Origin of the sequence: Cognatundibacterium rugosum (assembly GCF_014284365.1) — a bacterium.
GTDB lineage: Bacteria > Pseudomonadota > Gammaproteobacteria > Burkholderiales > Burkholderiaceae_D > Undibacterium > Undibacterium rugosum.
Genome location: NZ_JACOGG010000012.1, coordinates 60375 through 83879, shown reverse-complemented (window position 1 = coordinate 83879; position 23505 = coordinate 60375). Strand labels below are relative to the sequence as shown.

Here is a 23505-nt window from a genome sequence, read left to right as displayed (position 1 = left end):
CGGAAGTATGTAAATCCGGGCTTTTTTATCAGGTTCTGCTTAGGCTGATTTGCTGATGGGCCTTGTGTTACGATAGGCCAGCAGCATTAAGACACCACCGACGATGATCATAGGGAAGGACAGCATTTGTCCGGCTGAAATGGTGAGCCCCAGCACATTGACCTCGTAGTCCGGGGTACGGAAGTATTCAGTCAGGAAGCGTGTGCAGCCATACAGAATGACATATAGCGAGCCAACTGCCAGACGTGGCCTTGCTTTACTGGCGAACCACCACAGGATGAAGAACACCAGCACGCCGTCGACCAGCGCCTGGTAAATCGGTGAAGGATGCACCGGCAATGCCTGTCCTGGCCAGATCATGGCCCATGGCAGATCGGGGCTGGCCAGACGACCAGGTAATTCGTGATTGATGAAGTTCCCGATACGGCCAGCCGCGTAACCCAGCGGTACCAGCGGTGCGATGAAATCATACACATCGGCCAGATGCATATTGGCGCGGCGCGCCCAGAGGGCCATCGCAATCAGTACGCCCAGAAAACCACCGTGGAAAGACATCCCCCCTTTCCAGACCATCAGAATTTCCAGCGGATGTTCCAGATAATACGGCAGGCCGTAAAACAGCACTTCACCCAGCCTGCCGCCAAGCACGACGCCGAGTACGCCGTAAAACAGCATGTCATCGATATGCTCGCGGGTCCAGCCTTTAGCCGCGACGTGCGGCAGCCGCAGGCGATATCGACCCAGCAGGACAAATTGAGTGAAGGCGACCAGATACATCAGGCCATACCAGTGAATTTTCAGTGGGCCCAGTGCAAATGCAACCGGATCAGGATTTGGATGAATCAACATAATGACTAATCAGTTTTAGTGTGAAGATAAGGGTTAACACCCGTAATGACGCAAACAGGCCTCAGCCGTGTCAGGCAAAGCTCAGGGATAACTGCAAAAAAGCGGCCAGCGCGGCTGAGTGATTATCTTTACGCCAGGCGATACCGATTTCCACTTGTGGCACGTCGTCCAGCAAGGTATGGTAGACCACACCGGGCCGCTTTAAGTTCGCGACGGATTGTGGCACAAGTGCGATTCCCATGCCAGCAGAAACCAGCCCGACGATGGTTTGCATCTGTATCGCCTCTTGTCCTATCACCGGCGTGAGGCCAGCCTGTGCAAAACAGCTGAGTATCGCGTCATGTAAAGCCGGTGCGATACGACGCGGGAACAGGATGATTTCCTGACCCGCACATTGTGCCAGTTGCACCGGCCCTGGTGGCAGCAACTGCTCGGGTGCGGCGAGGATCAGCGCCTCATTGAGAATTTTTCGGTAATGTAGATCCGTTTGCAGATGTTCAGGCAGCGGCGGAATCAAAAATCCCGCATCAATTTCACCCGCTTCCAGCGCCTGCAGCTGGATATCCGTCGTTGCTTCACACAACGCTATCCGTATTCCGGGCGATTGCGTCCGGTATTGCCTGAGCAGAGGGGGCAGCACACTGTAGTCGGCAATCGATACGAAGGCCAGAGTCAGCTTGCCTAGAGTGCCGGTGGCATAGCCTTGCATCAGTTCAGGCAGATGCTGCGCCTGCTGCAGTAGCTTCTGCGCTTCCGGAATCAGCGCATTTCCAGCCGCCGTCAGGCTGATCTGGCGTGTGCTGCGGATAAACAAGGTGGCTCCCAGCGTTTGCTCGAGTGCCTGTATGGCCTGTGACAGCGGTGGCTGGGTCATGTGCAGGCGCTGCGCGGCACGGCCAAAGTGCAGTTCTTCAGCGACGGCCAGAAAATAGCGTAGTTGTCGCAGTTCGGGGAATTTGTGGTCTGGAGAGGTCATGAGCACTTAAAAAAGCCGATGGATTGCATCGGCTTTTGATGGCAGGCTTATTGGCGGCCCGTCTTTTTATCGAAAGTGCGTTTGATGCGTTCTTGTTTTATTTTTTCATAATGCGCGCTGTCCTGGCGTTTATCCAGTCCAAATACACGTTCAAAAAATTCAAACCAAAGAAATGCAAACACCGCGAGTCCGACGATCCACCACCAGGACATGCTGGCAAAAAACGAGACTTCCGCTAACTTTAAAACTAGTAACAAAACCAGGGGGATAATGAGCAGCATAAACGCTTGTCCTTTAGTCAGTGCAGTGCAAACCCGTCAATATAATGTATGAAGAGTAAAGCGGTATTTGTAACAGGTCAACACTTTATCAAGTTCTGTTCTAACTGAAGAAAATACCGCTAAAATGAACACGCATTTTTAACCTGGAGAGAGCAATGAAAAAAACTGTATACGCAGCAGCACTGATGGCTGTTTTTGCATCTGGTTCCGCGATGGCGAATGCCGATCTGGCAAAAGCAAAGAACTGTATGGCATGCCATAACGTAGACGCGAAAGTCGTTGGCCCTGCTTACAAAGAAGTCGCAAAAAAATATGCGGGTGATAAAACGGCAGAAGCGAAGCTCGTACAAAAAGTATTAAAGGGTGGTTCTGGTACCTGGGGCGCGATTCCTATGCCAGCGAATGCGCAAGTCAATGAAGCCGAAGCGAAAACGCTGGTGAAATGGATCCTGGCATTGAAATAATGCCTGTAGCGGCCAGTTCCGGCTGCTGAGATTCAAATAAAAACCCCGGCAGTGCGAACACTGCCGGGGTTTTTATTGACGTGTGTATCTGATTATTTAGTCACAGTCAGCAGATCACGTTTGCCGCCTTTGTAGGTGTACAAAGTCAGTGTACCATCTTTGATGTCGCCTTTGTCGTCAAAGGAGATATCGCCAGTTACACCTTTGAATTTGATCTTTTTCAGCGCAGGCAGGTATTTTGCAGGTTCAGCAGAGTTAGCCTGCTTCATTGCTTCTACCATGGTCATGACTGCGTCGTACACATACGGTGCATAGATCTGAACTTCTACGCCAAATTTTTTCTTGTATGCGGCTTTCCAGTCTTCATTGATTTTTTTCTGTGCGTCCAGAACACCGCCGGCTTCCGCGCAAACGACCTGGCCTTCACCGATACCATCGCCAGCCAGTTTGACCAGATCTGCGGTACAGATACCGTCACCGCCCATGAATTTCGCATTCACGCCCAGTGCTTTCATCTGACGCAGCATAGGACCGGCAACCGCATCCATACCACCGAAGAAAATCAGGTCAGGCTGTTTTGCTTTGATGGTGGTCAGGATCGCTGCAAAGTCATTGGACTTGTCAGTTGTATGTTCCTGCACCACGATTTCTGCGCCTTTACCTTTTGCGCCTTTCATAAATTCTTTAGCGACGCCTTCACCATACGCAGTTTTGTCGTCGATCACAGCGATTTTCTTCGCTTTGGAAATCTGTACTGCGTAACGGCCTAAAGTGCCACCCAGCTGACCGTCATTCGCTACTACGCGGAACGCGCCTTTGAAACCCTGGTTGGTGTAAGGAACAGCTGTTGCGGAAGGGGAGATCTGAGGAATGCCTGCATCGTTATAGATTTTAGAAGCAGGAATAGTTGTACCGGAATTCAGATGGCCGATCACGCCGTTGACTTTCGCGTCAACCAGTTTTTGCGCAACCGTTGTACCTTGTTTAGGATCGCCTGCATCATCTTCAGCCAGCAATTCGAATTTTACTTTTTTGCCGCCGATAGTCACGCCTTTTGCGTTCAACTCTTCGATCGCCATTTTGGCGCCGTTTTCATTGTCTTTACCCAAGTGGGCGATTGCACCGGACACGGGACCTACGTGACCGATTTTTACTACCATTTCCTGAGCTGCCGCAGAACCAGCGAAAGCGAAAGCGATTGCGCCAGCCAGTGGAATCATTTTAGTTTTGAACGACATGAACATACTCCTAAGGTTTATTTTAAGTAGGACAACAATACTGCTAACCAACTTATTCAGAAAACTGAATAGACAAAAGGTACAACAGAAATTTTATTTCTCAAAGCTATTTTGTGCGGTTTTTCCAGCTAAGCAGCATTTTTTATATGCCGGTTTTTTGGGAGGATTTGCACCAAAATTGTTCGTAAAATGCGCGTGTTTTTTTCTTGGGCAGCCAGTCCGGTCCAGGGTATAAAAATAAATCGCACAGAGAAGATAAAAAAATGTGCGCTGCAGCATACGGGCTCGAGAAATCCACGTCGGCAGACAGGGTGCTTGATACCGTTATCGCGCATTTGGAGGACCGCCAATTTTTGCACTATTTTGATGCGTTGCAACAACGATGCTTGGATACCCAGTTTGCTGATTGTCAGTGGACAATGATGGGTGACAGGCCTGTCAGAGGACAGCATTTTGATTGCCGTCAGTTTGCTTCAGGTTGAAAACAGAAAATCGACGTCAGGGCGGCGTCCTGCCATGATGTCTGCCAATGCATACGCTGATCCGGCAGCCATGGTCCAGCCCAGACTGCCATGGCCGGTGTTCAGATACAGATTCGGCATTTGACTGGCGCCGATATAGGGGCGGTTGGACGGTGTCAGCGGGCGTAATCCAGCCCAGAAATGGGCTTGTTCATAATCACAGGCATCAGGAAACAACTCGCGGGTACGACGACGCAGCGCTTCGCAGCGCACTGGATTCAGGGCACGGCTGTAATCATTAATCTCGCAGGTGCCGGCCACGCGCAGTCTTGGGCCCAGACGCGAAAACACCAGTTTGTGTGCATCATCCGTCAGCGAGACCTGAGGCGCAGCCTGGGGATTCGTCACTGTGAATGTCGCCGAATAGCCCTTGGCGGGAAAAATCGACAGACGTATACCTAGCGGTCTTAGTAAAGCAGCTGAATAGCTGCCCAACGCCATGACATACGCGTCAGCCGTCAATTGTTGGTGTTGCCCTTGCGGGTCAATGATTTCTATGGCGCTGAGTTGTTGTCCTGTTTTTGCATCGGGGATCAGGCGGCAAATTTCGCTCTGAAATAAGAACCGTACACCCAGAGCACTGGCTTGTTCCGCCAACTGACGTGCGAATAGCTGTATATCGCCGGATTCATCGCTGGCTGTGTAATCACCACCTACCAATTGCTGTGCAAGCGGATACAGTGCGGGTTCGGTGTGCAACACCTGTTCACGCGTCAGCGTCTGGCGTTCGCAGCCGAGTTCACGCATTTGCGCAGCAACGCGCTGGGCGCGTGTGAATTCCTGTTCATCGGTATAAAAATGCAGGATGCCGCGCTGTAAATCATCGTAGACAATACCGGTTTCTGCGCGCAGTTGTACCAGACAACGCCGGCTGTAGTCAGCCAATGCGACGATCTGACGCAAATTCTGTCTGGTTCTGTGTGGGCTGCATTCACGCAGAAATGCCAGCGCCCAGCGCCATTGCTGCCAGTCGGCGTGCAGACGGAACAACAGTGGGGCATCTTCTTTGCCCAGTGAACGTAACAGAATGCCGGGCGCAGCGGGATTGGCCCAGGGTTCGGCATGCGAAACGGAGATCTGACCACCATTGGCAAAGCTGGTTTCCAGTGCCACTGCGGGCTGCCGTTCGACGACGGTGACCTCATGCCCCTGACGTGCCAGCACCCAGGCAGTGCAAGTGCCTATAATACCCGCGCCGAGGATGATCACTTTCATGCTTCAGACATGGCGCCAAGCCAGGTAGCCTGCCGGTTTGGCTGGGCATGGATTCCAGCGCTGCGGCCAGCGCGCTGCACGCATTATTTACCTGAACGCAGTTTGGAAATTTCCTGATTCACTGAGCGCGTAATCAGTTCTTCCAGCGATTTTGACAGGCCGGCACGGATTTCATCTGCCAGTTTATCGACAGCCGTTTGTAACACATCGGCCAGCCCGTCCCTGACCCGATGCTCAAGGACAAAATCCACACGCGTCAATACTTGTTTGAGCACGGCTTCTTTGACATTCTGTTCCAGCTCTTGCCAGTCTTGCTGCGGCAGGCTTTCAACAGCCGGTTCGCTGACCGCGGCCAAGTCCTGTGTTAAGGCTGGCGCTGTTTCGGTGACAGGCGGTATCGTGCTGATTTTTTCATCGGGCAAAATGACCTCAGTCAGAACCGGAATGTTGGCATCAATCAGATTGCTCATGTTATTTAGCGGGATAATGGCTGAGGCTGTGCCCCTGCTGTTGATAATAGCGATAGCGTTCGCGTCCAGCCAGGGTCGCTGCCTGTTCCTGACTGACGATTTCTATCATACGGCCAAATTGTTGATAATGTTCAGGCACACTGGTGCTCAGATTGATCAGCAAATCAAAATGAGGGCTGTCATTGAGCCTGCCTGCGCTGAAAATGATGGGAGTGAGGCTGGCCATGGCATGATCCATGCCTACATGCGGCAAAAACTCCGCTTCGGTCAATGTCCATAGTGCCTCATCCAGCTGACGTAGCTGGCTGGTATCGCTATCGAACACCACCAGCCTGGCGCCAGCGTTATAGGCTTTGCGTATCAGGCGGCAGGTGTAATTCAGTTTGTCGGCGACATTGCTGTGAAAGTCTATCTTCATTGTTCAGAACCGGAATCCATTGTCGGCTTCTTTTTTCACAGGCTCAGGCTGCTTCTTTTTCTTTGCTGCGGGTTCTGCCGCCTTGTTTGCGGTAGCTGTGACGGGCGCAGCACTTTCTGCTGCGGGATAGCGGTAGTCGCCAGGCAGCATATTACTGGACGGATAACCGGCACTGCTGAGTGCGCTTTTCCAGTCTTCGGTATTGTAGCCATGCAGACTGCGGCTACCCACTTGCAAGTAGGGCAGCTGCGTATCACCGCTGACTTGTTGCAGCTTGTCGCTGTCCTCTTTGGTTTTCACCGTTTTTTCAGCGAATGGGATGCCTGCTGATTTCAAGAAGGCTTTGCCCTCGTTGCACGGAGCGCAGTTGTTACCGGTATAAATCGTGACCGGGTTTTTACTCACGGCCAGTGACAGCTCATACGGAAAGCGATTACTTTCGGCCGCAGGATTCAGGCTGCGGGTTTCCAGCAGCTTTTGATTGGCGGCCGGCGGTGTGTCTGAATAGGTAATTTTACCGTCCGGCCCCACTGTCTTATACAACTGCGCCTGCGCTTGCGCGGCACATAACAACATCGCGCAAGCCAGCAGGGCAGGGCGGAATGTTTGAGGCAAAGTAGGCATTGCTTTCTCCATTTGCTGAAATCAGGCTGCCATGCCGCTATGGCGTAATAAAGCATCGATGGCAGGCGCTCTGCCGCGGAAAGCCTGAAAAGACGCTAAGGCTGGGCGCGAGCCGCCAACTTCCAGAATTTCGCGCCGGAAGCGTTCACCGGTCGCAGCCGACAGACTGCTGCCTTCCTGTGCAGCGCTTTCTTCAAAGGCGGCATAGGCGTCGGCAGATAAGACTTCTGCCCATTTATAACTGTAATAGCCAGCCGCATAGCCACCGGCAAAAATATGGCTGAAGGAATGCTGCATACGATTGAAGGCCGGCGGCATCAGTACTGCAACTTGCTGGCGCACTGCATCCACCACATCCTGTATGCTGGTGCTGTTATCTGTCGGATCGAACTCACTGTGCAGACGCATATCCATCAGTGCAAATTCCACCTGGCGCAGGGTTTGTAAGCCGGACTGGAAGTTTTTGGCCGCAATCATTTTGTCGTACAGCGCGCGTGGCAGCGTCTCACCTGTATCGATGTGCGCAGTCATTTCCTGCAACACGTCCCACTCCCAGCAGAAATTCTCCATGAACTGCGATGGCAGCTCAACCGCATCCCACTCCACACCGGAAATGCCGGATACCGATAAATCGTCAACCTGAGTCAGCATATGATGCAGACCGTGACCGAATTCATGGAACAGGGTAATCACTTCATCATGGGTAAACAAGGCTGGACGCGTCACGCCATGGATACTGAGCGGTTCTGAGAAGTTACAGACCAGATACGCCACTGGCGTTTGTATGTGTTCACCGATGCGACGGCGGCCGCGCGCATCATCCATCCATGCGCCACCACGCTTGCCGGAGCGTGCATACAGGTCGAGGTAAAATTGTCCCAGTAATTGCCCATCTTTTTCTATGCGGAAGAATTTGACATCCGGGTGCCAGCTGGGGGCATGATCCGGCAAAATCGAGACTGAGAACAGGGTTTGGATGACACGGAATAAACCGGCCACGACTTTATGTTCAGGAAAGTATTGTTTGACTTCCTGCTCAGAAAACGCATAGCGTTGTTCACGCAGTTTTTCAGAGACGAAGGCAACGTCCCATGCCTGCAGTTCATTCAGGCCGCATTGTTCGCTGGCGAACTGACGCAGCTCTTGCAAATCCTGTTCTGCATAGGGACGCGCACGTTGTGCCAGATCTTCGAGGAAGCTGATTACTTGTGCCGGTGAGTCTGCCATTTTGCTGACCAGCGACACTTCAGCAAAATGCGCATAGCCGAGTAGCTGCGCTTCTTCACGCCGCAAGGCCAGTAATTCACGCATGATGGCGCTGTTATCCCAGTCAGGATTTGCACCCAGTTCTGAGGCTTTGGTCGCATTGGCACGATAAATCTGTTCGCGCAGGCTGCGGTTTTCTGCATATTGCAGCAGGGGATAATAAGATGGGAAATGCAGCGTGAATTTATAGCCGGGCTTACCGTCTTTTTCTGCCGCCGCTTTAGCGGCATGAATCACATCCTGCGGCAAACCGCTGAGTTCTTGTTCCGTGTCCACCCACAAGCCAAAATCATTGGTGGCATCGAGTACGTTTTCAGAAAAACGGGTAGTCAGTGCGGCTTGCTGTTCCTGAATGTCCGCATAACGCTGCTTTTTGTCGTCCGCTAATTCAGCGCCACTCAGACGGAAATCGCGGATCGCATGTTCGACGATGGTTTTGCGTGCCTGTGAATAAGATGAAAAATCCGGACTTGCCTGCAAGGCTTTATAGCGCTCAAACAGTGCCAGATTCTGGCCGAGTTCGGTCCAGAATTCAGTCACCGCGGCCTGATTGTCGTTGTAGGCTGCACGCATGTCGGGTGTGTCAGCAACGGCATTCAGATGGCCGACCACGCTCCAGGCGCGTCCGAGTTTTTCAGTCGCCTCTTCCAAAGGCTGGACGAAATGTTCCCAGTCCGGCGCCTCGCTTGCGCTGCTCAGACGTGCCACGACTGCGCGCGCCTGGTTCAGCAATTCGGCAATTGACGGCGTTACCTGTTCGGCACGGATATCTTGAAAACGGGTCAGATCACTCTGGTCCAGCAATGGATAGGCTTCTTTCATATTTACATTCTTTCTGCAGCTTCGATAGTATTCACCAGTAACATCGTGATGGTCATCGGACCCACGCCACCCGGTACCGGCGTGATGTAGCCCGCAACTTCTTTACTTGGCAGGTAATCGACGTCACCACACAGCTTGCCTTCATCATCGCGGTTCATGCCGACGTCGATCACGACTGCGCCTGGCTTAATCATGTTGGCAGTGACCAGATTACGTTTGCCAGTGGCGACGACCAGGATGTCGGCGTTGCGGGTGTGCGCGCCCAGATCACGGGTCTTGGAATTACAGATGGTGACGGTCGCGCCGGCTTGCAAGAGCAACATAGCTTGCGGTTTGCCGACGATATTGGAAGCACCGACCACGACAGCATTGGCGCCGCGTACCGGATAGTCAATCGATTCCAGCATTTTCATCACGCCATACGGTGTGCATGGGCGGAACAGCGGCTGGCCGGTCATCAGCAAACCGGCGTTACTGATATGGAAGCCATCGACGTCTTTTTCAGCGGCGATCGCTTCGATGACTTTATTGGCATCGATATGCGCAGGTAAAGGCAGTTGTACCAGGATGCCGTGAATTTTTGGATCCTGATTCAGGCGTGAGATATGCGCCAGCAATTCAGCTTCGCTCAGATTGCCTTCGTATTTTTCCAAGACAGAGTAAAAGCCGCAATCCTCGCAGGCTTTGACTTTGTTGCGTACATACACCTGGGAGGCGGGATTGTCGCCAACCAGTATGACGGCCAGACCAGGTTGCTGGCCTTTGGCACTCAGGGCGGCGGCGCGTTGTTTGACGTCGGCGCGGATTTGTTGGGAGAGTTCGGTTCCGTTGATGATTTGGGCGGTCATGATGGTGGGTAGAGAGCTAGGTCAAAGCGTGATTATAAAGGATGCAGCCCGGCTATAACGCATGGACTGGCGCATGGTACGCATGCACGTCGATTTTTGTCATGGTTTAGGTATTTCTTACTATTGTATTACATGGTTTTTTATTTATTTAATGATGGATGCTACGCAATTAGGACTTACGCAAAATTGCCCCTGTGAGTTAGTTGCGCAGGTAGTATTGGCTACACCATGAATGTGACGGTGGTCATCACTCTGATGGGGATAAGCATAAAGTTCTGATTAAGTTTTTATAAAAAATGGGCAAAAGTGAGCATGCATCTCAGCAATGCGCCTACTTCAGATTGCACACTGGCTTCGTTTACAACAGTCGATCTGTCTTTCCGTTGGAAAGCCATGAAGAATCTGGAAGTGTTTGGTTCGGTGCAGAATCTGTTCGATAAAGTGGCTCCACTGGATCCGCTGACTTACGGAGGCATGAGCTACAACCCGATGGATGCCAGCGGTGCAATTGGCCGTTACTTCAAAGTAGGTTTGAAGTATCAGTTCAAATAATGCTGCGGGCAGGTTTATGCTGTGCGACCAGATTCGCGCAGTGTAGGCCCGATACGCTGATCGTGAGACCGGTGAATCGACAGCGGTACCTAAAACAGGGCAATGAGCAATCATTGCCCTGTTTTTTTTTGGGGAGGGGGAGGGCTGACAGTGCGCAGCCCGCATGGCAAAAAAACGACAGCTTATCGCAGGGGGTGTGATTTATTTGGCAATAAAAATAAGCTCTCCATAGTGTGTTGCAGTGCAAACAAAATATCGCATTATGAAATCAAATATCACTATTTGGAAAATGAAAAAAGCCCTGCTAGAATGCTTAAGCTAAAAAAATTGAAGCTGTAAATTCGTCGATATGCAAACGCCGCTGCACCTGTCAGCGCACCAACCGGAGACCCGTATGTCACCTCAGATAGACCAAGTTCTGGCGCAAGCCGTTAATGATCCTGATGTTATGGAAACCAACGAGTGGTTAGATGCACTCGAAGCTGTGATCGAGCTGGAAGGCCCTGACCGTGCCCACTATCTGATGGAGCGTATGCTGGATCTGGCACGCCGTCGCGGTGCGCATATTCCTTTCTCCAGTAATACCGCCTACGTCAATACCATCACGGCTGATCAGGGTGTGCACTGCCCTGGCAATCTGGAAATCGAAGAACGTCTGCGCTCTTATATGCGCTGGAATGCGATGGCGATGGTGGTCAAAGCCAATCGTGTGGATGGCGACCTCGGCGGTCACTTGTCCAGTTTCGCCTCCCTGGCAAACATGCTGGGCATAGGCTTTAATCACTTCTGGCATGCACCGACCGAAGAACATGGCGGCGACCTGTTGTACATCCAGGGCCACTCTGCACCTGGTATTTACGCCCGTGCTTTCCTCGAAGGCCGTATCAGTGAAGAACAATTGCTGCACTTCCGTCGCGAAGTCGATGGCAAAGGTTTGTCCTCCTATCCGCATCCAAAACTGATGCCAGACTTCTGGCAATTTCCTACCGTATCGATGGGTCTGGGCCCCTTGATGGCGATTTACCAGGCACGCTTCCTGAAGTATCTGCATGCACGTGGCATTGCTGATACCGAGAAGCGTAAAGTCTGGGCCTTCTGCGGTGACGGTGAGATGGATGAGCCGGAATCCATGGGCGCGATCGGTATGGCTGGCCGCGAACAGCTGGACAATCTGGTCATCGTGGTTAACTGTAATCTGCAACGCCTTGATGGCCCGGTACGTGGAAACGGCAAAATCATTCAGGAACTCGAATCCGATTTCCGTGGCGCTGGCTGGAATGTCATTAAAGTGATCTGGGGCAGTGGCTGGGATGAGTTGCTGGCGAAAGACAAAGAAGGCATCCTGCAAAAAGTGATGATGGAAACCGTAGACGGCGAATATCAGAACTACAAAGCCAAAGACGGTGCGTACGTGCGTAAGCATTTCTTCGGTAAGCATCCTAAATTGCTGGACATGGTCGCCAATATGTCGGATGACGATATCTGGCGTCTGACCCGTGGTGGTCATGACCCACACAAAATTTACGCCGCATTCAAAGTCGCGCAGGAAAACAAAGGCCAGCCTACTGTGATTCTGGCTAAGAGTATCAAGGGCTTTGGCTTCGGTAAGGCTGGCGAAGCGCGCAATACGGCGCATAACACCAAGAAGCTGGATGATGACGCAATCAAAGCAATGCGTGACCGCTTCCAGTTACCTATCGCCGATGAGCAATTGCCGGAAATCCCATTCTTTAAGCCGGCTGATGACACGCCGGAAATGCAGTATCTGCATGAGCGCCGCCGTGCCCTCGGTGGTTACCTGCCACAACGTCGTCAGAAAGCGGATGAACAACTGGTCGTACCGCAACTTTCAGCTTTCCAGGCCATGCTGGAGCCGACTGCCGAAGGCCGTGAAATCTCTACTACTGCAGCCTATGTACGTATCCTGACCGCCTTGCTGCGTGATGCCAGCGTTGGTCCACGCGTGGTGCCTATCATGGTGGATGAATCGCGTACTTTCGGTATGGAAGGTCTGTTCCGTCAGATCGGTATTTTCAGCCAGGTCGGTCAGCTGTACGAACCGGTCGATAAAGACCAGGTCATGTACTACCGTGAAGATAAAGCCGGCCAGATTCTGCAAGAGGGTATCAATGAAGCCGGTGGTATGAGTTCCTGGATCGCTGCGGCGACTTCCTACTCGACCAATAACCGCGTGATGATCCCGTTCTACACCTATTACTCGATGTTCGGTCTGCAGCGTATCGGCGATCTGGCCTGGGCTGCGGGTGATATGCGCGCACGCGGCTTCCTGCTGGGCGGCACGGCTGGCCGTACTACACTCAATGGTGAAGGTTTGCAGCATGAAGACGGACACAGCCACATCCTGGCGTCCACCATCCCTAACTGCGTACCTTACGATCCGACCTTCGCGCATGAAGTAGCCGTGATCATCCATGACGGTTTGCGTCGCATGATCACCAACCAGGAAGACGTGTTCTACTACATCACACTGATGAACGAGAACTACAGCCATCCAGGCATCCAGCCAGGTCAGGAAGAGGGCATCCTGAAAGGTCTGTACCCGCTGCAGAAAGCACCGGAAGTCACCAAACACCGCGTTCAGTTGCTGGGTTCAGGCACGATACTGCGTGAAGTGATTGCTGCTGCTGAATTGCTGAAAAACGACTGGGGTATCGCTGCTGATGTCTGGTCTGCGCCTTCCTTCACGTTGCTGGCACGTGATGGCCAGGATGCAGAACGCTGGAACATGCTGCACCCGACCGAAACTGCGCGTCTGCCTTACATCACTGAATGTCTGAAGGACACCCAGGGCCCTATCGTGGTATCGACCGATTACATGCGCACTTTTGCAGAACAGGTCCGTGCTTTCATTCCTAAAGACCGCAGCTATAAAGTTCTGGGTACCGATGGCTATGGCCGTTCCGATACCCGCGCAAAACTGCGTGAATTCTTTGAAGTTAACCGCTATTTCGTCGTCATCGCTGCACTGAAAAGCCTGGCTGACGAAGGCGCTTTGTCTGCTTCCGTGGTTGCCCAGGCAATCGCCAAGTACGGCATTGATGCGGATAAACCAAATCCGGTGACTGTGTAATGTCTGCGCCAGGGGATGCGATGCATTCCCTGGCTGACGACACACGACGCACCCTGTTAAAGATACGCAAACGGAGCTAATTTATGAGCGCAATTGAAGTCAAAGTCCCGGATATCGGCGATTTCAAAGAAGTCGAGATTATTGAAGTGATGGTCAAAGTCGGCGATACCATCAAAGTGGATCAATCCCTGATCACCGTAGAATCTGACAAAGCCAGTATGGAAATTCCTTCCAGCCATGGCGGCGTCGTCAAAGAAATTAAAGTGAAGCTCGGCGATAAAGTCGCTGAAGGTTCCTTGTTGCTGATCGTGGAAGCCAGCGCGGATGCGGCTGCACCGGCACCAGTGCCTGCTCCGGCAGCCGCACCCGCACCAGTGGCGGCAGCAGCGCCAGTCGCTGCTGCGCCGGCTCCTGCTCCAGCGCCTGCACCTGCGGTTGCAGTTGCAGCCACAGTCGCCACCGCTGCTGCGGGTAAGGCACATGCTTCCCCATCCATCCGTAAGTTTGCACGTCTGCTTGGCGTGGATCTGAGCCGTGTAGCCGGTTCTGGTCAAAAAGGCCGCATCACTCAGGAAGACGTACAGAACTTCGTCAAAGGTATTATGGCTGGTTCAACTGCAGTCGCCGCCGTAGCACCAGCTGCACCGGTGAATGGCAGCGGTACTGGTCTGAATCTGTTGGCCTGGCCGTCGCTGGACTTCAGCAAATTCGGTGCGACGACGACCCAGCCTCTGTCCCGTATCAAAAAGCTGTCTGGCCCGAATCTGCATCGCAACTGGGTCATGATCCCGCATGTCACGCATTTTGAAGAGGCCGATATCAGCGACCTGGAAGAATTCCGTAAGTCGTCTAACGAGGCGCTGGCAAAATCCGGCGTCAAGCTGACGATGCTGGCATTTGTGATCAAGGCGAGCGTGGCTGCGCTCAAAAAATTCCCGGCATTTAATGCTTCGCTCGATGCGACTGGCGAAAACCTGATCCTGAAACAGTATTACAACATTGGTTTCGCGGCGGATACCCCGAATGGTCTGGTGGTGCCGGTCGTAAAAAACGCGGATCAGAAAACGGTCTCTGAGATCGCACGTGAAATGGGTGAACTGTCCGCACAAGCGCGTGACGGCAAACTGAAGCCAGCTGATATGCAAGGTGCGACATTCACGATTTCCTCTTTAGGTGGTATAGGCGGCACTGCGTTCACGCCGATTATCAATGCACCTGAAGTCGCGATCCTGGGCTTGTCCAAATCCGGCATCAAACCGGTATGGGATGGCAAGCAATTCGTGCCACGCCTGATGCTGCCTTTATCGCTGTCGTATGATCACCGCGTGATCGACGGTGCGATGGCTGCCAAATTTGCTGCTTATCTGGCCGATATCCTGGCCGACATGCGTAAAACCTTGCTGTGAATGGAGAACCGGGCATGAGCACAATAGAAATCAAAGTTCCCGATATCGGCGATTTTAAAGAAGTTGAAGTCATTGAATTGCTGGTTAAAGTCGGCGACAGCATCAAGGTCGATCAGTCTTTGGTCACCGTGGAGTCTGACAAAGCCAGTATGGAAATCCCATCCAGCCACGCTGGTGTGATCAAAGAATTGCGCGTTAAACTCGGCGACAAAATTGCTGAAGGCAGCTTGCTGCTGATCGTTGAGGCAGAAACGGGCGCTGCAGCAGCACCTGCTGCACCAGCAGTGGCTGCACCGAGTGCAACTGCTGCTCCGGTTGCAGCCCCGGCCGCCGCTGCGCCAGTTGCCGCACCTGCAGTGCTTGGCATTGTTGAAGTTAAAGTACCCGATATCGGTGATTTCAAAGAAGTTGAAGTCATCGAATTGATGGTCAAAGCGGGCGATACCATCAAAGTGGATCAGTCTTTGATCACCGTAGAATCCGACAAGGCCAGTATGGAAATTCCATCCAGCCATGCGGGTGTGGTGAAAGAAGTCAAAGTCAAAGTCGGCGACAAAGTTGCGGAAGGTTCCTTGCTGTTGTTGGTCGAAGCTGCGGGTGCCGCAACGTCACCAGCTGCTGCATCTTCAACAGCACCTGCGCCTGCAACGGTCGCTCCTGCCGCGGCTGCGCCGGCAGTACCAGCCCCGGTGGCGTCCGGCTATGCCGGTCAGGTCGATATTGAGTGCGATATGATGGTTCTGGGTGCCGGTCCTGGCGGCTATTCAGCTGCTTTCCGTTCTGCCGATCTGGGTTTGAATACTGTGCTGGTAGAAAAGTATTCTACGCTGGGCGGTGTCTGCCTGAATGTAGGTTGCATCCCTTCTAAAGCCTTGTTGCACGTGGCGGCGGTGATTGACGAAACCTCGCATATGGAAGCACTGGGTGTCAGCTTCGCGAAACCGGCGATTGATATCGACAAACTGCGCGGCTACAAAGAAAGCGTCATCAAAAAAATGACCACAGGCCTGGCTGGCATGGCTAAAGCCCGTAAGGTCAATGTGGTGCAAGGCGTGGGTCAATTCCTGAGCCCTTACCATATCGAAGTAACTGCAGCTGAAGGCAGCAAAAAAGTGGTGCAGTTCAAGCAGGCGATTATCGCTGCCGGTTCTTCCGTTGTGAATCTGCCGTTTGTTCCTGCAGATCCGCGTATCGTTGACAGTACCGGCGCGCTGGAATTGCGTCAGGTGCCGAAACGCATGCTGGTCATCGGTGGTGGCATTATTGGTCTGGAAATGGCGACCGTGTATTCCACGCTGGGTGCGCGCATCGACGTGGTCGAAATGATGGACGGTCTGATGCAAGGTGCCGACCGCGATATGGTGAAAGTCTGGCAGAAGCACAATGAAAAACGCTTCGACAATATCATGCTTAAGACCAAAACCGTGGGCGTGGAAGCGCTGCCGGAAGGGATTAAAGTCACGTTTGCTGCTGCCGTCGAAGGCGAAGCCGCACCTGCGCCACAGCTCTATGATTTAGTGTTGGTCGCAGTAGGCCGTAGCCCGAACGGTAAAAAAATCGCTGCTGACAAAGCCGGTGTGGCAGTGACAGACCGTGGCTTCATCAACGTCGACAAACAAATGCGTACTAACGTGCCGCATATCTTTGCGATTGGTGATCTGGTCGGCCAGCCTATGCTCGCGCATAAAGCCGTTCACGAAGCACATGTGGCAGCCGAAGCAGCGGCCGGTGAAAAAGCCTATTTCGATGCACAGGTCATTCCTTCTGTGGCTTATACCGATCCGGAAGTGGCCTGGGTAGGCGTGACTGAGGATGAAGCCAAAGCCAAGGGCATCAAAGTTGAAAAAGGTGTATTCCCATGGATGGCATCGGGCCGTGCCGTGGCTAACGGCCGTGACGAAGGCTTCACTAAACTGATCTTTGATGCAGAAAGCAAGCGCATCATCGGCGGCGGTATCGTGGGTACCCATGCTGGCGACATGATCGGAGAAGTCGCACTGGCGATAGAGATGGGGGCCGATGCAGTCGATATCGGTAAAACTATCCATCCGCATCCTACACTGGGCGAATCGATAGGCATGGCGGCAGAAGTCTATAAAGGCGTTTGTACCGACTTACCGCCTCAGCGTAAGAAGTAAGCTCCGCTAAGGATTGCGACTGTGGTCGCAAAACTGGCAAGCAAACCCCGTCTTTGCAGAAGGACGGGGTTTTTTTCAGACCGTTGCAGCGCCGGTGTGTGCTTTGCGCTTTCTGTGCAGAGCGATACGCATCAATTTCTGGAATTGGCGACATTCAATATGTCGTGTGGCAGGGCAGTGAGCGGCGTGTTGTAATGCATTCCTGACCGCTTGTAATTCCTTGATTTTTTGATCCAGCAGTTGTGACTGTTGCAGACATAGTTCCCGTTGCAGGCCAGGGTTATCGCTGTGCAGCCAGGTCGCAATCTGCTCTAAGCGAAATCCTGCCTGTTGACCGAGACTGATTAACGCAAGTTGCGTCAGCACTGAGCTGTCGAACTGACGCCGCAAACCGCGTCGCCCATATGAGCGTATCAATTGCTTTTCTTCGTAATAGCGTAACGTCGATGCGGGTATCCCCGACTGTTGTATCACTTCACCTATATCCATGTCGTCTCCGCCGCGTGTATGCTGAAACAGCGATTATGCATCCTGACTTGACCTCAAGTACGCTTGAGTTGCTATTCTTTTTCAGGCAACGCATATTCAACCAACGATCTGACTGATGCTGATGCTGATGCAAAGGTATGCATCCTAGATTCAGACTGTACAAGCATAAGGAAAATAAAATGGAAGCAGAATTCTGGCATGGCAAATGGGCACGCGAGGAGATCGCTTTCCATCTGGCGCAAGCGAACCCACTGTTGACTCAGTATCTTGAGAGTCTGCAGCTGGCGACGGGCGCGCGTGTATTTTTGCCGCTGTGTGGTAAGTCGCTGGATATTCACTGGCTCCGACAAGGTGGATACCGGCTGGTGGGTATCGATCTCAGCGAGATCGCTATCCGCGCTTTATTCGACGAATTACAGCTGCAGCCTGTTATCACACAGCATGCTGGTTTATTGCAATTCAGTGCAGCTGGCATCGATATGTTTGTCGGTGATTTTTTTAGCCTGGATGCTGCTTTGTTAGGTACTGTCGATGCCGTGTACGACAGGGCGGCACTGGTGGCCCTGCCGCCCGCTATGCGTACTGCCTATAGTCAGCATCTGCAGGCGCTGAGCCACCAGGCCGCGCAATTGCTGATCACCTATGAGTACGAGCAGACGCTCGCCGACGGGCCACCATTTGCGGTATTGGCGTCAGAAGTGCAGCAACATTATGCGCAACACTATCAGCTCAGCCACCTGACACGTGTAGCAGTTGCCGGAGGTATCAAAGGCAAAGCACCCGCCACCGAATCGGTATGGTTGTTGCAGCCGCATAAATGAATCGCCGAATCGTCTTTAGTTATAGCCGGATACTCTGTAATCTAGTGCGCTGTATATTAAATAATTAGCCATTCAATACCCGCATGCTCTCTGTGCTATAACGATCACCGGCAGCGATATCCGGCGGGAATAAGTGATTCAGCGTGGCCAGATCGCTGTCATTCAGCCTGACTTGCAGTGCCCCAAGATTTTCTTCCAGATAGCGCCGCCGTTTGGTGCCGGGGATGGGCACGATATGCGGGTCTTGTGCCAGTACCCAGGCCAGAGCTAGTTGTGAGGGGGTACATTGATAGCTTTGTGCCAGCTGTCTGACTTGAGCCACCAGTGCCAGATTGCGCGTGAAGTTCTCACCCTGAAAACGTGGACTGTGGCGGCGATAATCATCTTCCGCAAACTGATCAGGACTGGTCAGGGTACCAGTCAAAAAGCCCCTGCCCAGCGGGCTGTAAGGCACAAAGCCTATGCCCAGGCGCTGACAGGCGGCCAGCACCCCGGCTTCAGGATCCCGCGTCCACAACGAATACTCGCTTTGTACTGCAGTCAGCGGGTGCACTGCATGGGCACGCTCTATGGTGGCGACGGAGGCCTCTGACAAGCCTAGGTAGCGAATTTTCCCCGCACGTACCAGATCCGACAGCGCACCCATGGTTTCTTCGATGGGGATCTGGCGGTCTATTCTGTGCTGGTAATACAGGTCGATATGATCGGTTTGTAAGCGCCGCAGACTGCCTTCTACGGACTGGCGTATATAGTCGGGGCTGCCATTCACACCACGTGCATGTGGATTCGCCGGATCGCGTACGATACCGAACTTCGTCGCCAGAAAGCATTGCGAACGTTTGCCCTGTATCGCACGTCCTATCAGTTCTTCATTGGTGTACGGCCCATACATATCGGCGGTATCGAGCAGGTTGATACCCAGTTCCAGCGCGCGGTGCAGGGTAGCGATTGATTCGGCGTCGTCACGGCCTGCGTAAAAATCGCTCATGCCCATGCAGCCCAAGCCGATGGCCGAAACGCGTGGCCCATTTTTTCCTAGCTCGCGCATGGGGAGGATGCTGCCTGAGTTCATTTCATGGTGAGTTCGTGTTTGCATCTCATGGCTCCTTGTGGTTGCTCTGGCCTGAATTGTGCCGTTCCAGCTCCTCGTACATCGCGATCTTGCGCTGTAAGACTTGCAGGTTGCTGTGCAATTCAGCCAGGTTCTGTTCCACGCTCTGCGTATGCGCAATCAGCAATGCTTTGCGTGCAGCCACGCTCTGAACGGTATTTCCCTGCCGCCGCCATGCCGCATATTGCAGCATGTCGCGTACCGGCAAACCAGTGCGGCGCAGCTTGAGCAGAAAGGCTATCCACAGCAAATCTTCTTCGCGAAATAAGCGGTGGCTGTTGTCGCGCCGGCTGATGGGATCGAGCAAACCGATGCGTTCGTAATAGCGCAAGGTATGTACGCTAAGTCCGGTTGCCTCGGCGGCCTGTTGTATCGTCAGAGTCGTGGTCATGAATATAGTCTGGAGGTTAGAGTGCACTCTAAGTCAAGCAGCATTATCAGCTTTTTGAGGATAAAAGAAGCGCGAGCGTCTGAATTGCAGGGCAAGTGTCGGGCGATGGTAAGCCATGCGCTAAAAAACTAACAATTGTGACTCAATTTACTCAAAAATATCGCCTGACATTTCGCGCTGTAGCGGAATGCTGTCCAAGCACTCAGAATTGCACTATAGTAAGAACAGCTGCGTGCCGCGTAACAACGCCCACCTGACGCGCAGATTGCCTCGCTGCTGTCCCCCTAAGCTGTGTCATGTCCTTTAACCTTGCCAACTCAGTCACTGAAAGCCGGGAAATATGAACACTACCGTACAGAGCAATTTCTTCACCTGTCCTGAGTTCCTGAAAATGGAGCGCACTATCATTGATGATTTTGTGGATTGCACGCGCGAGTGTTGTATCGAAGTGGATTCCTGCGTTAAGGCCCTGAACCGACATGGTGGCTCGGAATACATACATCGTATGTTCCGCTCCATGCACTCACTCAAAGGCAATTGTCAGATGGTGGGACTGGCGCCATTCAATGCCTTGATGCATAGGATAGAAGAAATTTTTTCTGTACTGCGTGCGCATCCTGAGCAGTATTTTCCTGAGCTGGGTGAGTTTTTATTACTGGCGACGGATGAAATCGAACAGCTGCTGACTGAGCTGATCAATGAAGGCGTCGGTGATGAGCTCAGACGCTCCCGCCTGGCTGCGGTATGTGATGAGTTACAACAACGTTGTGCTTCGGGTTTGCGTTCTGAGTATTTCCGCGATGCGCTTATCGCTTTGGGGGGCAGGGGCACTTCTAAAGCGGAGTCGGCGAAAACTGAACGTACCGCACCAGCCTTGCCTGCTGACCTGGTACTGATGCAACAATGGGCGGAATGTATCGATCATCTGAGTATCTTCCGAAAAAATCGCAGTACGCAGACGGTGCAACTGGCAAATGCGCTGAATCAGGCGGTCGGTACGATAGTCGATCCAGAGCAGTTGCAGGCGGCGGCGCTGATGCATGACATTGGGATGGCATTTATTCCTCATTCTATTTTCAATAAAGAAGGGCATCTGTCGCGTGAAGAGCAGCGCATCATTCAGGATCATGTGCAGATCGGTTATCAGATGTTGCAGCGTTTTTCCGGTTGGGATGAAGCTGCAAAAATGGTGCTCGATCATCATGAGTCCTACGATGGCACAGGCTATCCGGGTCGTTTGAGTGGCGAGCAAATCCATCCCGGTGGCCGTATGCTGGCGATTATCGATACCTTTTGTTCGATTACCACGGAACGTTCAGACCGCAGCTATAAAAAAAGTTTGCTAAGCGCAATTTCAGAAATCAATGCCAATGTCGAAGTGCAGTTTGATGCTCAGCTGGTCAACGCCTTTAATGATGTCGTGCGTGGCTTGATCATGAAACAAAATTAAGCCAACTCCGACTGCATAGACTGCATATCAGCTCAGAACGCCCAGTTAGTCGCGACATAGGCGCTGTGGCTGCCAGGCAGCTGACGTACTACCGCCTGCTGCGGGCCATTCAGCAAACGCAAACCGGCCTGCCAGCGCCAGCGGTCACCTTGCCATTCCACGCTGAAGCTGCTGATCCTGCCGCCATCTTCCGGCATCCACAGCACATCGATGGCTGTTTGCCAGGCTTCTTGCTGATGGCTCCAGCGCGCAAACAGATTGTGGCGACGCAGATTGCTGGCTGCGTTAAATGCGGTATTTTGCCAGGCCAGATTCGCCGCTGCCGCAGTCTGCCATTCAGCTTGCCTCGCGATCACTTGTAAGCGCTGGTTATGCTGCAGCCACTGCTGCCAGTCGGACTGACTGCGCGCACTGCCGTCATACCAGTACTCCAAAAAAAAACTGTGCTGATCTTCAGTGGTCAGATTCGCACCCAGCAGACACTGGCTGACTTGGTGTTGCATGCCCCATTGCCAGGGCGCGCTGCGTGCCAAACCATTGCCACCCACATACTGCAATTGCTTGGCCTGTTGCTGGTAACGTAGCGAGCCATGTAACTCGATGGCATCGCTGGCGACCCAGGAAAAGGCCGCGCCCAGACTGCCCTGAGTCTGCTGACCAACACGTGCAAAGCCATGCCAGTCGACATTGCCGCTGCGTTGATACCAGCGTGCCGCCAATGCCTGTTCCTGATCACTCTCACTGTTGTTCTGGTGTGCGGGATGCACCCAGACCAGACTCAGGGCCTGCTCAGCCGTAAAATAATCCAGGCTGGCCAGCGGCTTGCCTGTCGCAGTCTGGCTGATCAGACTGCGCCTGGTTTCTTGCTGTATCACATCATTCGGGCGAAAGCCATAACCCACATCCCAGGCGATGATTTTTTTACCCGCACTTAATTGCCAGGCACCCAGATCCAGATTGCCATACAGCTCATTGAGCCAGGCGGTGGTTTGGCTTGCGCCATCGCCGTTTTGGTCGGTATGGGTAGTCACGGTGCTGTGCAGATTCCGGTATTGCACCTTGAGTTCCAGCTCAGTTTGCAGGCTGCTTTGCACAGTGCGGATGAGGCCGGGTTGCAGTTGCTCTGCCTGCGCAGCCGGGCCGTCAGTATTGCGCTGAGTGGAACTGAACAACGTGCGCCAGTTGCCGCTATAGCTGAAATCGTTTTCTGCGGCCTGTGCCGGTGGCATCAGCCAGCCTGACAACAGCAATGCGGCTACCAGACCAAGGCCAGATGGTGACGTTTTGAGTGCGGACATAAAGTTCACTCCAGCACTGGATTTTTCGCCAGGAACATGGGATTGAGCCATGCTTCCGGTACCGTTTTCGACTGACGGCTCAGATAGCGTATGCGTGTCTCTTTGTGACTGCTGAGTTGATCGCTCAGACGCATTTCCACCACCGCAGACGGAGCCTGTGTTTTATCCATCACAAAGCTTGCTTGTTTCGCCAGTTTTTCAGATTGCACGTACAAGTCGGCTTTGATTGGTTCGTAATATTTTTTACCTACCCACAGTTCTATATGCTGATAGGCCAGGCTTTTACGATTCGCGTCCAGCCGCAAATGCAGGCAGGGCTGGTTGCCGCATACTTCTTCGCCGCTCAGGCTGGCTTGATAATCATCGGCCCAGTTCATGGTCGCGATATCGCCGACCGAGGCATCACCGAGTAGTTTCTGCATCGCAGTGATGCGCATGGGGCGCTGACTGCCCGGCAACAGCATCCAGAAATCATCGCCCGACATCAACACTTTTTGCCCTTTTTCCGCCGGGCTTTGCATCAACACCAATGACTGGCGCTGGGCCTGACTATACACGCGGTATTTGCGTTCTTTTTCCAGCGTTCCATCACGCAGATAGGTAGTGATTTCAGTTTCGACCTGCATATTGCCGCCACCGGTGCGCAGCTGATCGGTGGTTTTGATGATCTGGCTTACTTCTGTGGCCTGCGCGGTGCTCAGGCTGAACAGGCAGCCCAGTGTCAGCATTAGGTATGCGCTCGAATAGCGTAAGTTTTTCATGATTT

At 52.9% G+C, this 23505-nt stretch carries 22 protein-coding genes; 7 read left to right on the top strand and 15 right to left on the bottom strand.

The genetic code is table 11. The features are described 5' to 3' along the window. Positions 1-39 precede the first annotated feature (39 nt). The 3 genes from lgt to H8K47_RS12305 all read right to left on the bottom strand — a co-directional run bounded on the left by lgt (position 40) and on the right by H8K47_RS12305 (position 2106). Positions 40-849 carry a prolipoprotein diacylglyceryl transferase gene (gene lgt, locus H8K47_RS12315; RefSeq protein WP_186881712.1) on the bottom strand — a complete coding sequence of 270 codons (810 nt, stop codon included), beginning with the start codon at positions 847-849 and terminating at the stop codon, positions 40-42. A 70-nt stretch (positions 850-919) separates the two neighbouring features. Beyond that, positions 920-1825 carry a LysR family transcriptional regulator gene (locus tag H8K47_RS12310; RefSeq protein ID WP_186881711.1) on the bottom strand — a complete coding sequence of 302 codons (906 nt, stop codon included), beginning with the start codon at positions 1823-1825 and terminating at the stop codon, positions 920-922. A 47-nt stretch (positions 1826-1872) separates the two neighbouring features. After that, on the bottom strand, positions 1873-2106 hold the full coding sequence (locus tag H8K47_RS12305; protein ID WP_186881710.1) for a TIGR04438 family Trp-rich protein: 234 nt from the start codon (positions 2104-2106) through the stop codon (positions 1873-1875). 155 nt (positions 2107-2261) lie between these two features. Here H8K47_RS12305 and H8K47_RS12300 point away from each other — a divergent pair, with 155 nt between their 5' ends. Further along, entirely contained in the window at positions 2262-2570 is a 309-nt protein-coding gene (locus H8K47_RS12300; RefSeq protein WP_186881709.1) for a c-type cytochrome, read from the top strand. Between the two features lie 92 nt (positions 2571-2662). On the opposite strand, the gene H8K47_RS12295 is transcribed toward H8K47_RS12300, so the two are convergent. The 7 genes from H8K47_RS12295 to folD all read right to left on the bottom strand — a co-directional run bounded on the left by H8K47_RS12295 (position 2663) and on the right by folD (position 9992). Further along, entirely contained in the window at positions 2663-3808 is a 1146-nt protein-coding gene (locus H8K47_RS12295) for a branched-chain amino acid ABC transporter substrate-binding protein (protein ID WP_186881708.1), read from the bottom strand. 473 nt (positions 3809-4281) lie between these two features. Next, a complete protein-coding gene (locus H8K47_RS12290) occupies positions 4282-5544 on the bottom strand; it encodes a D-amino acid dehydrogenase (RefSeq protein WP_186881707.1) in 1263 nt (420 codons plus the stop codon). 83 nt (positions 5545-5627) lie between these two features. After that, positions 5628-6014, bottom strand: coding sequence for a hypothetical protein (locus H8K47_RS12285; RefSeq protein WP_186881706.1), 387 nt, complete (start codon positions 6012-6014; stop codon positions 5628-5630). A 1-nt stretch (position 6015) separates the two neighbouring features. Then, positions 6016-6432 (bottom strand): DNA polymerase III subunit chi, encoded by a 417-nt coding sequence (locus H8K47_RS12280; protein ID WP_186881705.1) that lies wholly within the window; start codon positions 6430-6432, stop codon positions 6016-6018. 3 nt (positions 6433-6435) lie between these two features. Next, positions 6436-7056, bottom strand: coding sequence for a glutaredoxin family protein (locus H8K47_RS12275; RefSeq protein ID WP_186881704.1), 621 nt, complete (start codon positions 7054-7056; stop codon positions 6436-6438). Positions 7057-7077: 21 nt separating this feature from the next. Beyond that, positions 7078-9144, bottom strand: coding sequence for a M3 family metallopeptidase (locus H8K47_RS12270; RefSeq protein ID WP_186881703.1), 2067 nt, complete (start codon positions 9142-9144; stop codon positions 7078-7080). Between the two features lie 2 nt (positions 9145-9146). Beyond that, complete coding sequence (folD, locus tag H8K47_RS12265) at positions 9147-9992, bottom strand: bifunctional methylenetetrahydrofolate dehydrogenase/methenyltetrahydrofolate cyclohydrolase FolD (RefSeq protein ID WP_186881702.1); 846 nt, start codon at positions 9990-9992, stop codon at positions 9147-9149. Between the two features lie 312 nt (positions 9993-10304). Between folD and H8K47_RS12260 the strand changes: the two genes are divergently transcribed. The 4 genes from H8K47_RS12260 to lpdA all read left to right on the top strand — a co-directional run bounded on the left by H8K47_RS12260 (position 10305) and on the right by lpdA (position 17179). Beyond that, complete coding sequence (locus H8K47_RS12260; protein ID WP_186881701.1) at positions 10305-10544, top strand: TonB-dependent receptor; 240 nt, start codon at positions 10305-10307, stop codon at positions 10542-10544. A gap of 394 nt (positions 10545-10938) precedes the next feature. Beyond that, complete coding sequence (aceE, locus tag H8K47_RS12255) at positions 10939-13635, top strand: pyruvate dehydrogenase (acetyl-transferring), homodimeric type (RefSeq protein ID WP_186881700.1); 2697 nt, start codon at positions 10939-10941, stop codon at positions 13633-13635. Positions 13636-13718: 83 nt separating this feature from the next. Beyond that, positions 13719-15041, top strand: coding sequence for a dihydrolipoyllysine-residue acetyltransferase (aceF, locus tag H8K47_RS12250; RefSeq protein WP_186881699.1), 1323 nt, complete (start codon positions 13719-13721; stop codon positions 15039-15041). 14 nt (positions 15042-15055) lie between these two features. Continuing rightward, positions 15056-17179: a dihydrolipoyl dehydrogenase gene (gene lpdA / locus H8K47_RS12245; RefSeq protein ID WP_186881698.1), complete on the top strand. Its 2124-nt coding sequence runs from the start codon at positions 15056-15058 to the stop codon at positions 17177-17179. Between the two features lie 75 nt (positions 17180-17254). On the opposite strand, the gene H8K47_RS12240 is transcribed toward lpdA, so the two are convergent. Beyond that, positions 17255-17668 (bottom strand): MerR family transcriptional regulator, encoded by a 414-nt coding sequence (locus H8K47_RS12240; protein WP_186881697.1) that lies wholly within the window; start codon positions 17666-17668, stop codon positions 17255-17257. 179 nt (positions 17669-17847) lie between these two features. Here H8K47_RS12240 and tmpT point away from each other — a divergent pair, with 179 nt between their 5' ends. Next, positions 17848-18489 carry a thiopurine S-methyltransferase gene (gene tmpT, locus H8K47_RS12235; protein WP_186881696.1) on the top strand — a complete coding sequence of 214 codons (642 nt, stop codon included), beginning with the start codon at positions 17848-17850 and terminating at the stop codon, positions 18487-18489. Positions 18490-18553: 64 nt separating this feature from the next. Here the strand turns inward: tmpT and H8K47_RS12230 are convergent, their stop codons facing one another. Continuing rightward, positions 18554-19585: an aldo/keto reductase gene (locus tag H8K47_RS12230; protein WP_230405201.1), complete on the bottom strand. Its 1032-nt coding sequence runs from the start codon at positions 19583-19585 to the stop codon at positions 18554-18556. A 1-nt stretch (position 19586) separates the two neighbouring features. Next, a complete protein-coding gene (locus H8K47_RS12225) occupies positions 19587-19991 on the bottom strand; it encodes a MerR family transcriptional regulator (protein ID WP_186881695.1) in 405 nt (134 codons plus the stop codon). A gap of 340 nt (positions 19992-20331) precedes the next feature. On the opposite strand from H8K47_RS12225, the gene H8K47_RS12220 reads away from it, so the two are divergent. Continuing rightward, positions 20332-21441 (top strand): HD domain-containing phosphohydrolase, encoded by a 1110-nt coding sequence (locus tag H8K47_RS12220; protein ID WP_186881694.1) that lies wholly within the window; start codon positions 20332-20334, stop codon positions 21439-21441. A 32-nt stretch (positions 21442-21473) separates the two neighbouring features. Here H8K47_RS12220 and H8K47_RS12215 read toward each other — a convergent pair whose 3' ends face one another. Together H8K47_RS12215 and H8K47_RS12210 are read right to left on the bottom strand one after the other, a co-directional pair. After that, positions 21474-22739, bottom strand: a complete 1266-nt coding sequence (locus H8K47_RS12215; RefSeq protein WP_186881693.1) for a hypothetical protein — start codon at positions 22737-22739, stop codon at positions 21474-21476. A gap of 5 nt (positions 22740-22744) precedes the next feature. Further along, a complete protein-coding gene (locus tag H8K47_RS12210; protein ID WP_212681592.1) occupies positions 22745-23500 on the bottom strand; it encodes an outer membrane lipoprotein-sorting protein in 756 nt (251 codons plus the stop codon). Positions 23501-23505 lie beyond the last annotated feature (5 nt).